Genomic DNA, 12022 nt, shown 5'->3' on the forward strand with positions numbered 1-12022 from the left:
GATGGGGAAGTCGAAGTAGGTGTCCGGATAGGGTTCGTCTCTCAGCGTGTAGTGCCACCACTCGCTGTCGTACCGGTCGAAGCCACAGTCCGCCATGATCGAGCAGAGGCGCTGACGGTTTCCCGCCTCGACCGGCGTGATTCCGGCAGCTCCGTGATGGGAGATCGGATCCATCAGATCATGGGGGCCGCCCATGGCGGCCAACTCGCCGGTGCCCAGGTGGTAGAGCGTCAGGTCGACGGTGCTGCCCCGGCTGTGACCCGACCTGGCGGCCACGTACCCCTGCGCGAACATCTCGCGCCGGTCGATGTTCGGGTAGTGCCGCGGCTTGGTCCGACCATCCTCCGGCTGTCTCGACCAGTGCAGGAAGCGGTCCACGGCGCGTTGCGGACGATAGCCGTCCCAGAGGAGCAGGCCGAAGCCCATCGACTCGGCCCGCTCCTGCGCGGCTTCGAGGGCCGCGCACAGGGCCGTCGTGCCGACGATCCGGTTCACCAGATACCCGTCCACCGGCTTGCCGGTGAAGTTGTCCCAGGTGGCGTACTTGGCGTCCCAGCGAATGCGGGGAACGATCTCGTCGACGAAGACGAAGCCGGCCTTCACTGCGACTTCCCCGTCAGCGCCAGCGACACGACCCGGTCGATCACCTCGGCGAGCGGCACCCCGGCGGCCGCCATCATCCTCGGATAGCGGCTGTACGAGGTCAGGCCGGGCATCGTGTTGACCTCGTTGAGGACCACAGTGCCGTCCCCGGTGAGGAACAGGTCCACCCGCGCCAGCCCGCGGCACCCCAGCGCCCGGTAGATGGCCTTCGCCGTCTCCTGGACGAGCACGCGCGATTCGGCCGGGATGTCAGCCGGAACCACGAAGGTCGAGTTCTCCGAACCGGTCTCAGGTCGGCTCTCCTGGTGGATCCTGAAGAAGCCATGGGAGAGCGCGACCCGATCCACCTCGCCCACGAACAGCTCCGGATCGTTGCCCAGAACGGCGCAGCCGACCTCGCTGCCGACCACGGCCTCCTCGACCAGCACCTTCGAGTCGTACCGTCTCGCGGACTCCACCGCCCCCGGCAGGTCGGCAGCGCGGGACACCTTGCTCACGCCGAAGGACGACCCCGACCGGGCCGGCTTCACGAACACGGGATAGGTGAACAGGTCGGGGTCGGGATTCTCGTTCCCCGGCACCGTCCGGAAGTTCGGCGTGGCGATGCCCGCGCTGCCGGCGACGGTGTAGGTGAGCGCCTTGTCCATGCACAGGGCGGAACTCTGCACGTCGCAGCCGACGTAGGGGATGCCGGCCAGCTCCAGCAGACCCTGCATCGCGCCGTCCTCGCCCAGCCTGCCGTGCAGCACGGGAAACACCAGGTCGAGGCCGATCGCCTCGTACCGACCCCGGTCCAGGACGAGCAGTCCGTGGACGGCGCGGTCCGCGGACAACACAACCGGACGGCAGTCGGCGTCCGCCCAGTCCGCCTCCGGCCCGGCGCAGAGCTGCCAGGCGCCGCCGGTCGTGATCCCGAGGTAGAACGGTTCGTACCGGTCGGGGTCGAGGTGCCGGGCGACCTCCCGCGCCGACTTGACGGAGATGGGGTGCTCCTCGGAAGAGCCCCCGAAAACGATTCCGATCCGCACCCTATCCATGCTGCTTCCCGCCTCCAAATTCCCGACAATTGATGAGACTGTTCTCCACGATGTCGCTCAGGGCATGGTCCGTGTAGTACGCGGTGTGCCCGGTGACAATCACATTCGGAAGTTCCTGCAGCCGCAGCAGCGACTTGCACTCGATGGGCTTTCCTCTGCGGTCGGCGTAGAAGATTCCTTCCTCGCCTTCGACGACATCCAACGCGGCCCCGCCCAGCCGGCCGCTGTCGAGCGCCGCCACAAGCGCCTCGGTGTCGACGAGCGCGCCACGTCCGGTATTGACGAGGTAGGCGTCCCGCTTCATCCGCTCGATGCGTTGTCGATCCAGGAGATGACGCGTCCTGGCGGTGAGTGGCGCGTGGAGCGTGACGATGTCACTGCGCCGCAGCAGCTCATCGAGCGGAACGTAGTCGGCCGGCACCTTGCGGCGGCGGTCGTGCGCCAGTATCCGGCAGCCGAACCCCCGCAGCCGGGCGATGACCGCGGCGCCGATCCGCCCGGTCCCCACCACCCCCACGGTCAGGTCGCGCAGTTCCCTGCCGCGGGCATCATCCAGCCGGTAATCGTGGACGTCCGCCCGGCGGAGAGTCGATTTCGCATGTCGCACGGCCATCAGCATCAGCATCAGGGTGTAGTCGGCCACGCTGTCCGGCGAATAGGCGACATTGCCGACCGCGATGCCGACGCGCTCGGCGTGGTCCAGATCGATGTGGTTGTATCCGATGCTCCTGGTGGAGATGTACCGCACGCCGACCCGGCTGAGCGCCGAAAGAGTGCCGGGTGCGATGTCGGACCGGTGGCTGACGCTGATGCACCTGTTGCCGACGGCCAGGTCCGCATTTGCCTCGGACACCGGCTCGTCGGTGATGGTCGGCTCGACGCCGAGGCGGGGCGCCAGCTCCCGGAACAGGGCGGCCTCGTCCGGCCCGCACCCATAGATCGTGACGCCCACTGCTGGGTGACTCATGCCGCCCAGTCAAGGTGAGGCGGCGTTGCCGGCGCGTATGCGCTTTCCGATATGCCGAAGATAAGAGCCGGGCCGGTCAGAGCCGGCCGGCCTCGATGATGCGGCGGAGGAACTGCCGGGTACGCGGCTCGGTCGGCTCGCCGAGGACCTGTTCCGGCGGGCCCTGCTCGATCAGCGTGCCACCGTCGAGGAAGCAGACCCGGTCGGCGACCTGCCGGGCGAAGGTCATCTCGTGGGTGGCGATCAGCATCGTCATGCCGTCCGCCTTCAGACCTCGGATCATCGTCAGCACCTCGCCGACCAGCTCCGGGTCCAGCGCGGAGGTCACCTCGTCGAGCAGCAGCAGCCGGGGTGAGTTCACCAGCGCCCGGACGATCGCCACCCGTTGCTGCTGGCCGCCGGAGAGCCGGTCCGGGTACGCGCCGGCCCGGTCCGCCAACCCCACCCGGTCCAGCAGCTCCCGGGCCTGTGCCTCGGCGTCGGCGCGCGCCCGCCGGTGCACCCGCACCGGGGCCAGGGTGATGTTGTCCAGCACCGTCAGGTGCGGGAACAGGTTGTACGCCTGGAAGACCATCCCGATCCGGCGGCGTACCCGGTCGGGGTCCACCCCAGGGGCGGTGATGTGCTCGCCGTCCAGCCAGATCGTCCCGTCGTCGATCTCCTCCAGCAGGTTCACGCAGCGCAGCAGCGTCGACTTGCCGGACCCGGAGGCGCCGATCAGGGCCACCACCTCGTGCTCGGCCACCTGAAGGTCGAACCGGTCCAGCACCACCCGGCCGCCGAACACCTTGCGCAGGCCGTGGCAGGCCAGCACCGCCGGCGTACCCGGATCGGGGTTGTCGGGCATGTCAGCTCCCGGCCTGGCGGCGGGCGGCGCGCAGCGTCACGTAGTCGGTGACCGCGATCAGCGGGGCGGCCAGCAGCACGAACAGCACCCCGGCGACGATGTACGGGGTGAAGTTGAAGGTCTGCGCGGTGGCGATCTGGGCGGCCCGGACCGCGTCGATCGGCCCGGCCAGCGCCACCAGCCCGACGTCCTTCTGCAGGGCCACGATGTCGTTGAGCAGCGGTGGGGCGACCCGGCGGACGGCCTGCGGCAGCACCACGTGCCGCATCGTCTGCCGGTAGGTCAGTCCCAGCGACCGGGCGGCGGCGAGCTGGCTGGGATGCACCGACTCGATCCCGGCCCGGAACACCTCGGCCAGGTAGCCGCTGTAGGTGAGCACCAGCGCCGCGCCGCCGAGCACCAGCACCGACGGCATGCCCTGCAACCGCAGACCCGGTACGCCGAGGGTGAGCACGTAGAGCACGATGATCAGCGGCAGGCCCCGGAAGGCGTACGTGTAGCCGGTGGCCAGCGCCCGGACCGGGAAGAAGACCGGCCCCCGCAGGGTGCGCAGGGTGGCCACCAGCAGCCCGACGGCGAGCGCGCCGAGCGCGCAGAAGACCAGCAGCCGGATGTTGAGCCAGAGCCCGTCGACGATCGACGGCAGCGCCGCGCGGGCCACCTCGGCGTTCAGGAAGGACTGGCGCACCCGTTCCCAGCCGGGTGCGCCGGTCACGCCGAGGACGAGCAGAAGTCCCAGTACGCCGGTGGAGGCGGCGGCGACCAGTACCGAACGGACGGTCTGCCGACGCCGGTGACGCAGCCGGTCGAGCTGGGGGTCGGAGGGGACGTACGGCGGTGCGGTCACGCGAGTTCGGGTGCTCCCGCGCTCTCGGAGAGCCACTTGCGCTCCAGTTCGGCGAGGGTGCCGGCGCTGCGGAGATCGTTGACGGCGGTGCTCACGCAGCCGACCAGCGGCGAGTCCTTCTCCATCAGCAGGCCGAAGGTCTCCGGCAGGCCGACCTGCGGCAGCTGGCCGACCAGTTTCGCGTCCTTGAGCTCGGCGGTTGTCATGTAGAACGCGGTGGGCAGGTCGACGACCAGGCCGTCGAGCTGGCCGTTCTGCAGGGCCTTCTTGGCGTCGTCGTTGGTGTTGTAGACCTGCGGTTCGGTCTTCGGCTTGATCAGGTCGGTGATCGCCTGGTAGCTGGTGGTGCCGACCTGCGCGCCGAGCTTCGCGTTCTGCAGGTCACCCAGCGACGCCCCGTCGGCGATCTTGGAGGACTTCAGCGCGATCACCGCCTGCCGCACCAGGTAGTACGGGGCGGAGAAGTCGACCGCCTGCTTGCGCTCCTCGGTGATCGAGAACTGGTTGATGTCGAAGTCGAACTCCTTCGCCCCGGGCGCGATCGCGGTGTCGAACCGGGTCCGCACCCAGACCACGTCCTCGCGGGCGTAGCCGAGCTTCTCGGCGACCGCGTAGGCGACGTTGGACTCGAAGCCCTCGCCGTTCTCGGGCTTGTTGTCGACGAACCACGGCGCGTACGCCGGCTCGTCGGTGGCGATGGTGAGCTTGCCGGCGGTCCTGGTCTGCATCGTGTCCTTGCTGCACGTCGCGGGACCGACGACCGGTTCGGTGGGGGCTTCCTCCGGTGAGCACGCGACCAGCGCGGCCAGGAGGGCGCCCGCTGTCGCGAGCGCTATCGGTATAGATCGTTTGGCCATGCTGGAAAGCATAGACACGTCTCGACGGCGGTCCACCTCGTGTCACCCGGCCGGGTCGGGTTTCCTACTCTGCGCTGGTGAACGGTCACCGACTGGCGGTAAACCGGAGCGGGAACCGGCGCGTCATCCAGGGGTGACGCTTGACGTGGTGATCGATCCGCGCATCGGGAGGGCCGTGGCGCAGCCGCAGACACCGGCGTGGGAAGCGGACGAGGCGGTCACCCGGCTGTTCGCCAGCCACTACCGGCCCCTGGTCCGGCTGGCCAGTCTGCTGCTGCACGATCGGGACGCGGCCGAGGAGGTCGTGCAGGAGGCGTACGCGGCGCTGCACGGCCGGTGGGCCCGGCTGCGCGGCACCGAGAAGGCGGTCGGCTACCTGCGGGTGACGGTGGTGAACCGGTGCCGGTCGGCGCTGCGGCACCGCAAGGTCGTCGAGACCCACCTGGCGACCGTCCGGCAGGGTCCGGACGCGCCCAGCGCCGAGGCCGGCGCGTTGGACCTGCTCCAGCACGACGAGATCCGTACCGCGCTGCGCCGCCTGCCGCCCCGCCAGCGGGAGGCGGTGGTGCTGCGCTACTACGCCGAGCTCTCCGAGGCGGAGACCGCCGAGGCGATGAAGGTCAGCCGGGGCGCGGTGAAGAGCCACACCTCGCGCGGCCTGGCGGCGCTGCGGCGCACCCTGGAGGCACTGCGGTGACCGGCTCCGACCAGCTCGACGCCGACGAGGAGCGGCTGCGCCGGGCGCTGCGCGCCGCGGCGGACCAGATCGAGGTACGCCCCGACGCCCTGTCGGCGATCCAGGACCGGATTCTGGCCGAGCGCTCCACCGGCCTGCGGGGTTTGGCGCGGGCCTGGTGGCCGGGACGCACCACCGGGGCACGCGGGCGGGTCGGCGCGTTCTGGCGCCGGTCGGTGCCGGCGGCGGCCGGCGCGGTGACCCTGGCGACGGCGGTCACCATCGGGATGGCGGTGATCCCCGAGCCGGCCCCGGCGCCCGCACCGATCGGCGGCCAGGAACGGTACACCCCCGGCCCGAGTCCGGTGGGCATCGCGGCGGTGGCGGTCTACTACCTGGGTGATCCGCCCGGCTCGGGCGAGGTGCCCGGCGGCTTCGACGATCCGGACGGCGACCTGGGTGGGCGGCCCGACGGGTCGGGTGAGCCGGTTGGCGAGGTGGGCGAAGTGGCGCGGCCGAGGCTCTACCGGGAGTTCCACCGGCTCGACGTGGGGGACGCCTCGGCGGCGGCGTGGGTGGCCGCCGCCGTCCGCCGGATGCTCGACCCGCGCGGCCCGGACGACCCGGACTACGCCAGCGGCTGGCCGACCGGCGCCCGGTTGCGGGATGCCCGGGTGAGCCAGGGGGTCGCCACCGTCGACCTGTCCGGGGCGGGGACCAACGGGGTGCCCGCGGCGACGGCCCGGCAGGCCGTCCAGCAACTGGTCTGGACGGTGACCGCCGTGGCCGGTGTCGACGGCGTCCGCATCCAGCTCGACGGGGTGGCCGTCGACCGGCTCTGGGGCGCGGTCGACGTGCGCGGTGTCCAGCGCCGGGGTCCGGCGGTCGACGCGCTCGCCCCGGTCTGGCTGGTCGCCCCCCAGCACGGCGTATTCGTCGGGCGGAACGTGGCCGTACACGTGGCGGGGATCGTCGCCGGGGCAATCGTCCACCTGCGGGTACGCCAGGACAGCCGGATCGTCGAGGAGCGGGCGCTGAATCTGTCGGCCGGCCACCCGGCGCAGGGGGAGGCGCGGGTCACGCTGCGGCTGCCGCCCGGCGAGTACCTGCTGCAGGCGTACACGATCTCGGCGGCGGACGGCGCGGAGCGGTACATCGACGATCACCGGATCGAGGTGCGCTGACCGGTCCGTCAGGTGGCCGGGGTGCGACCCGGCCGCCGGGCCGGCGGCGGAAGCTGCGACAATTCGGCCCTGTGAAGACGTTCGAGGAGCTGTTCGCCGAGCTGCAGGCCAAGGCGGCGGCCGGGACGCCGGGCTCGGCGACCGTGGCCGCGCTGGAACGCGGCGTGCACGCGATCGGCAAGAAGGTCGTCGAGGAGGCGGCCGAGGCGTGGATGGCGGCCGAGCACGAGGGCCCGGAACGCGCCGCCGAGGAGATCTCCCAACTGCTGTACCAGGCCCAGGTGCTGATGCTCGCCAGCGGCCTGGAACTCAAGGACGTCTACCGACATCTGTGAGTGCCCCTGCCGGTCCCGCCGCACCGCCGCGGCGCACCGGCCGCGCGTCGACCCGATCTGATTCCGATCCGCTCGATCGAAGGAGCACCCGCATTATGCTGCGCATCGCCATCCCCAACAAGGGCACCCTGTCCCGCCCGGCCGCCGAGATGCTGCGCGAGGCCGGCTACCGCCAGCGCCCCGACGACCGCGACCTGGTCTGCCGGGACGAGGCCAACGACGTCGAGTTCTTCTACCTGCGCCCCCGCGACATCGCCACCTACGTCGGCTCCGGCGATCTGGACCTCGGCATCACCGGCCGGGACCTGCTCGTCGACTCGGGCAGCCCGGCCGAGGAGGTCGTCGACCTGTCCTTCGGCGGGGCCACCTTCCACTTCGCCGCCCGGCCGGAGACCCTGACGTCGACCGACGAGATCGGCGGCCGGCGGATCGCCACCGCGTACCCGGGGGTGGTGGAGCGGCACCTGGCCGAGCGGGCCATGAAGGCCGACGTGATCCGCCTGGACGGCGCGGTCGAGAACGCCGTCCAGCTCGGCGTCGCCGACGTGATCGCCGACGTGGTGGAGACCGGCGCCACCCTGCGCCAGGCCGGCCTGGTGATCGTCGGCGAGCCGATCCTGCGCTCCTCGGCGGTGCTGATCCGCCAGCTCGGCAAGGCCACGAACGGCCAGGCGGAGCAGCTCATCCGCCGGCTGCACGGGGTCCTGGTGGCCCGCCGGTACGTGATGCTCGTCTACGACGTACGCGCCGACCTGCTGGAGCAGGCGACCGCGCTGACGCCCGGCATCGAGTCGCCGACCATCTCGCCGCTGCACCGGGAGGGCTGGGTGGCCGTGCAGGCGATGGTGCCCCGCGCCGACCTGCACCGGATCATGGACGAGCTGTACGACGTGGGCGCCCGCGCCATCCTGGTCACCGACATCCACGCCTGCCGGCTGTAGCCGGTCCGTCGGGCACGCGGGTCGCCGGAGCGGCAATCGGCGAACAGGTCGCAGACCGGCCCGGTCAGGCTCACCTGACCGTGGCTGGCCTGGCGTACGAGGCGGAGTCGGCACCCCAGCGCTGGCCCCGCCTCGTAACGCCCTCGTCCCGGTGGCCGTCCGGGACGAATGACGCGGTGCTCAGCCAGCGCGCGCCGGCGTCGCCTGTTGCGCCACGCCGATTGTGGCGTCCTGCTCCGCCGCGTGGGTCCGCCGCTCGCCAAGTGTCAGCGCGACCACGGCACCGAGCAGCACGACCGAGCCCACGACAGCGGTCCCCGTGAGCCGCTCGTCGAGCAGCAGCATCGCGATGCCGGCGGCGGTGATCGGTTCGATCAGCGCGATCACCGACGCGGTGGTCGCCCGAACCACGGCCAACCCGGCGAAGAACAGGGTGTACGCCAGAGCGGTCGGGGCGAATCCGAGGTAGGCGACCAGGCCGAGCACCTGACCGGCGTCACCCGAGGTTGGCAACAGCCCTTCGAACAGGGCGAAGGGGAGCAGGCACCCCATCCCGACGGCGAACCCGCCCAACGCCATCGTGTGTGGACCATCGTTCCTGCCGTCACGGCCCATTTTCCGGTTGAGCAGGGTGACGCCGGCGTACCCCCCGGCGGAGAGCAGAGCGTAGGCCACCCCCAGCACCGGCGCCGACGCGGTACTGGCGCTCCCGCCCCCCACCAGGAGAACCAGTCCGACCAGCGCCATGGTGACCACCATGGCGCCGCTCGTGCCCAGCCGTTCGCCCATCAGGAGGCGGGAACCGAGCGCGATGAGGACCGGTCCGGATCCCAGAGTCACCACCGTCGCGATGGCCAGCCCCGCGTGACCGACAGCTGCGAAGTAGGCGGTCTGGTAGACGGCCAGCCCCACTCCTGTCGCTACCACCTGCCGCCAGCTGACCCGGACCGGGGCCGCCGTACGGCGCCGGATCACCAGGTGAACGGTGGCGAGGAGCGAGACCCCGCCGGCGAATCGCCAGAATGAAACCGCCACGGGTCCCATTCCGCTGGTTTCGTAGAGGACAGCGGCCGCGGCGCCACCGGTTCCCCAGGCAGCCGCCGCCACGCAGATGTAGAAAATGCCGCGACCCACGGACGGGCGCAGGATTGTATTCACATGATTCTCCATTGTCATCGCCGCCCGGGCGCCACAGACGCACCCGGGCTCAGGAAGTCGGAGCCGGGTCAGGGCGCGTTCGCTACCGACTTGGTGGTGGCGGCGAGACAATGAGGAAAAGCACGAGGACACCCTACGCTCGTCCCCGCCTTCGGTGGCCGCTTCGGTCGGGGCCCAAACTGAGGGCAGCCCGACCGGATCTCCTGGACCGAGCTGGCACAGGGCCAGGTGCGTGAGTGACGGCAATCACACGGGGGCGGGACCCCAACCGGGTGGGCCGGTCGTCTTACCGGATGTGAGAACCGGCATGGACGCGGCTGACGAGGGCGAACTCGTGCGACGCATCGCGCGTGGAGACCGGCCGGCGTTCGACGAGCTCTACCGGCGTACCGCGCCGTGGCTGGAAGTGCGCCTGCACCGCCGGTGCGCCGACACCGACCTGGTAGCTGAGGTGCTGCAGGACACGTACCTGGCGGTCTGGCGGGCGGCGGGCAGCTTCGCCGGCGCCCGGGTCAAGGGCGGCGGTGGGGCGGACGGGAGCGCGGTGGGCTGGCTGTGGACCATCGCCGCCCACCGACTGGTCGACGCGTTCCGCCGTCGGGCGCGCAACGACCAGGTGCCGCGGGTGCGGCTGATGCCGACCGCGGCGCCCGCCGCCGAGGACGAGGTGATGGCCGCCCGGGTCGGCCAGGAACTGGAGCAGGCCCTGCTCGCCCTGTCGCCCGAGGTTCGGGCCGCGCTGCGGGCCACCGTCCTCGACGGGCTCTCCATGCGCGAAGCGTCGGTGCTGCTGGGCGTACCGGAGAACACCGTCAAATCCCGCGTACGCCGGGCCCGGATCTTCCTGCGGGAGGCGCTGTCATGACCACCCATCCCACCCTGGCGCAGATCGACCGCTACGCCGCCGGGGATCCCGGGCTCGACGAGCCGAGCGTCTGGGCAATCGAGGTACACCTCGAGGACTGCCCCGACTGTCGTGCCCGCCTGGCCGGCAGTACCACCGCCGACACCCGGGCCGTGATCGATCGGGTCGCGATGGTCCTGGATCGCGAGCTCGCCGCCACGCCGGCACCCGCCGGCCGTACCCGGTCCTGGTCGGTGCTGCGGCACCGGTGGTTCGTCGGCACCCTCCTGCCGTGGCTGGGCATGACCGCCGCGGTGCTCGGCTGCGCCGCTCTGCTCAGCACGCTGCGGACCGGGCTGCCCTCGGTCGTGCTGCTGATCGCGCCGGTGGCGCCGCTGCCCGGCGTGGCAGTCGCCTGGCATCGTCGGGCCGACCCGGCCTGGGAGTTGATCGCCGCCACTCCCGCCGCTGGTCTGACCATGCTGCTGCGGCGTACCGCAGCGGTCCTGGCGTTCGTCACTCCCGCGCTCGCCCTGGCCGGCGCCGGCACCGGAGCGTCGCTTGCCCTGATGCTGCTGCCCTGCCTCGCGTTCACCGCCGCCGCGCTCCTGCTGGGAACCTTCGTCGGAGTACGCCGGGCCGCGATCGGACTGCTGGCGGGCTGGACACTCGCGGTGGTGGCGCCCAGCCTCGCCACCGCCCGGATCCCGACGGTCATGGGAACGGAGAGCGTCCGCGTCTGGGCGCTGACCACGGTCGTGCTCACCGCCATGGCCCTGCTGCGGGTCGACGGATTCCGGCGCATGTCCCACGGCGACTAGTCGCCACATCCGCGAGCCGGCCATCCGGTCCGGCCAGGCACCCTGCTCGCCGACGATCACCGAAGGAAACGATGACGATGCGTGCCGTACGTGCGGTCGAGACGACCGCCACCACCCATCCCTGGGCGATCCACACCGAGGGCCTACAGGTCCGGGCCGGGCGGCACCTGGCCGTCAACGGCCTCGACCTCACGCTGACCACCGGCGTACACGGACTGCTCGGCCCGAACGGCGCCGGCAAGACCACCCTGATGCGCGCCCTGGCGACCGTCCTGACTCCGTCGGGCGGGCGGCTGACGCTGCTCGGACACCCGGTCGACGGCCGCTCCGACCTGCGCCCGGTACGCCGCGTTCTGGGTTACCTGCCCCAGCATTTCGGCTTCTACCCGCGGTTCACGGTTCGCGAGTTCGTCGGGTACGTCGGCTGGCTCAAGGAGATGCCGAAGGGCGACATCCCGGCGGCGGTGCAGCGCGCCATCGATCGGGTGGGGCTGACCGCCAAGGCTGACGCCCGGCTGAAGACGCTCTCCGGCGGCATGCTGCGCCGGGCCGGCATCGCGCAGGCCATCGTCAACGACCCGCGAATCCTGCTGCTCGACGAGCCGACCGTCGGCCTGGACCCGGAACAGCGACTCGACTTCCGCGAGCTGCTGCGTGACCTCGGCACCGACAGTTGCGTACTGGTCTCCACCCACCTGGTCGAGGATGTCGCGGCGGCCTGCACCGACGTCGTTCTGATCAACGAGGGCCGCCTGGTGTGGCGGGGCACCCCCGAGGTGCTGGCCGCGCAGGGCGACCATGGTCACGCCGGCGACAGCCCGGCCGAGCGGGGCTACTCCGCACTCCTGCGCCAGCACCGCGCGGAGGCCACCCGATGAACGAGCGTGGCGAGCGGATGGCGCCCC

13 protein-coding genes and 1 pseudogene are annotated in these 12022 nt (G+C 71.4%); 7 read left to right on the forward strand and 7 right to left on the reverse strand.

Features of this window, described 5'->3' with window-relative positions:
* The 6 genes and pseudogenes from vanX to O7627_RS14150 all read right to left on the reverse strand — a co-directional run.
* A pseudogene (gene vanX, locus O7627_RS14125) lies at window positions 1–603 on the reverse strand (D-Ala-D-Ala dipeptidase VanX); the annotation flags it as partial.
* On the reverse strand, window positions 600–1640 hold the full coding sequence (gene vanA, locus O7627_RS14130) for a D-alanine--(R)-lactate ligase (RefSeq protein ID WP_278093965.1): 1041 nt from the start codon (window positions 1638–1640) through the stop codon (window positions 600–602). The pseudogene vanX and the gene vanA, both read right to left, overlap by 4 nt.
* Window positions 1633–2607 (reverse strand): D-isomer specific 2-hydroxyacid dehydrogenase family protein, encoded by a 975-nt coding sequence (locus O7627_RS14135; RefSeq protein ID WP_278093966.1) that lies wholly within the window; start codon window positions 2605–2607, stop codon window positions 1633–1635. The genes vanA and O7627_RS14135 overlap by 8 nt, the downstream gene beginning before the upstream one ends.
* A 76-nt stretch (window positions 2608–2683) precedes the next feature.
* Complete coding sequence (locus O7627_RS14140; protein WP_278093967.1) at window positions 2684–3454, reverse strand: amino acid ABC transporter ATP-binding protein; 771 nt, start codon at window positions 3452–3454, stop codon at window positions 2684–2686.
* 1 nt (window position 3455) lies between these two features.
* On the reverse strand, window positions 3456–4301 hold the full coding sequence (locus O7627_RS14145; protein ID WP_278093968.1) for an amino acid ABC transporter permease: 846 nt from the start codon (window positions 4299–4301) through the stop codon (window positions 3456–3458).
* Entirely contained in the window at window positions 4298–5158 is an 861-nt protein-coding gene (locus O7627_RS14150) for an ABC transporter substrate-binding protein (RefSeq protein WP_278093969.1), read from the reverse strand. The genes O7627_RS14145 and O7627_RS14150 overlap by 4 nt, the downstream gene beginning before the upstream one ends.
* 133 nt (window positions 5159–5291) lie before the next feature.
* Between O7627_RS14150 and O7627_RS14155 the strand changes: the two genes are divergently transcribed.
* The 4 genes from O7627_RS14155 (at window position 5292) to hisG (ending at window position 8294) form a co-directional block, all read left to right on the forward strand.
* A complete protein-coding gene (locus tag O7627_RS14155) occupies window positions 5292–5855 on the forward strand; it encodes a SigE family RNA polymerase sigma factor (RefSeq protein WP_278093970.1) in 564 nt (187 codons plus the stop codon).
* On the forward strand, window positions 5852–7018 hold the full coding sequence (locus O7627_RS14160; RefSeq protein ID WP_278093971.1) for a GerMN domain-containing protein: 1167 nt from the start codon (window positions 5852–5854) through the stop codon (window positions 7016–7018). The genes O7627_RS14155 and O7627_RS14160 overlap by 4 nt, the downstream gene beginning before the upstream one ends.
* Window positions 7019–7089: 71 nt before the next feature.
* Window positions 7090–7353 (forward strand): phosphoribosyl-ATP diphosphatase, encoded by a 264-nt coding sequence (locus O7627_RS14165; RefSeq protein WP_278093972.1) that lies wholly within the window; start codon window positions 7090–7092, stop codon window positions 7351–7353.
* 95 nt (window positions 7354–7448) lie between these two features.
* Window positions 7449–8294 carry an ATP phosphoribosyltransferase gene (gene hisG, locus O7627_RS14170; RefSeq protein ID WP_278093973.1) on the forward strand — a complete coding sequence of 282 codons (846 nt, stop codon included), beginning with the start codon at window positions 7449–7451 and terminating at the stop codon, window positions 8292–8294.
* Between the two features lie 180 nt (window positions 8295–8474).
* Here hisG and O7627_RS14175 read toward each other — a convergent pair whose 3' ends face one another.
* Window positions 8475–9470, reverse strand: coding sequence for an EamA family transporter (locus O7627_RS14175; protein ID WP_347404657.1), 996 nt, complete (start codon window positions 9468–9470; stop codon window positions 8475–8477).
* Between the two features lie 289 nt (window positions 9471–9759).
* Here O7627_RS14175 and O7627_RS14180 point away from each other — a divergent pair, with 289 nt between their 5' ends.
* The 3 genes from O7627_RS14180 (at window position 9760) to O7627_RS14190 (ending at window position 11995) form a co-directional block, all read left to right on the forward strand.
* Window positions 9760–10317 carry a sigma-70 family RNA polymerase sigma factor gene (locus O7627_RS14180; protein WP_278093975.1) on the forward strand — a complete coding sequence of 186 codons (558 nt, stop codon included), beginning with the start codon at window positions 9760–9762 and terminating at the stop codon, window positions 10315–10317.
* On the forward strand, window positions 10314–11117 hold the full coding sequence (locus O7627_RS14185) for a zf-HC2 domain-containing protein (protein WP_278093976.1): 804 nt from the start codon (window positions 10314–10316) through the stop codon (window positions 11115–11117). The genes O7627_RS14180 and O7627_RS14185 overlap by 4 nt, the downstream gene beginning before the upstream one ends.
* A gap of 77 nt (window positions 11118–11194) precedes the next feature.
* A complete protein-coding gene (locus tag O7627_RS14190; protein ID WP_278093977.1) occupies window positions 11195–11995 on the forward strand; it encodes an ABC transporter ATP-binding protein in 801 nt (266 codons plus the stop codon).
* Window positions 11996–12022: the final 27 nt, after the last annotated feature.

The sequence above is a fragment of the Solwaraspora sp. WMMD1047 genome (assembly GCF_029626155.1).
Lineage (GTDB): Bacteria > Actinomycetota > Actinomycetes > Mycobacteriales > Micromonosporaceae > WMMD1047.

Excerpts from the sequence above, each read along its gene's own strand:
- vanA (WP_278093965.1), bottom strand. The coding sequence starts at position 1,640 with ATGGATAGGGTGCGGATCGGAATCGTTTTCGGGGGCTCTTCCGAGGAG.
- O7627_RS14135 (WP_278093966.1), bottom strand. The coding sequence starts at position 2,607 with ATGAGTCACCCAGCAGTGGGCGTCACGATCTATGGGTGCGGGCCGGAC.
- O7627_RS14140 (WP_278093967.1), bottom strand. The coding sequence starts at position 3,454 with ATGCCCGACAACCCCGATCCGGGTACGCCGGCGGTGCTGGCCTGCCAC.
- O7627_RS14150 (WP_278093969.1), bottom strand. The coding sequence starts at position 5,158 with ATGGCCAAACGATCTATACCGATAGCGCTCGCGACAGCGGGCGCCCTC.
- hisG (WP_278093973.1), top strand. The coding sequence starts at position 7,449 with ATGCTGCGCATCGCCATCCCCAACAAGGGCACCCTGTCCCGCCCGGCC.
- O7627_RS14175 (WP_347404657.1), bottom strand. The coding sequence starts at position 9,470 with ATGACAATGGAGAATCATGTGAATACAATCCTGCGCCCGTCCGTGGGT.
- O7627_RS14180 (WP_278093975.1), top strand. The coding sequence starts at position 9,760 with ATGGACGCGGCTGACGAGGGCGAACTCGTGCGACGCATCGCGCGTGGA.
- O7627_RS14185 (WP_278093976.1), top strand. The coding sequence starts at position 10,314 with ATGACCACCCATCCCACCCTGGCGCAGATCGACCGCTACGCCGCCGGG.
- O7627_RS14190 (WP_278093977.1), top strand. The coding sequence starts at position 11,195 with ATGCGTGCCGTACGTGCGGTCGAGACGACCGCCACCACCCATCCCTGG.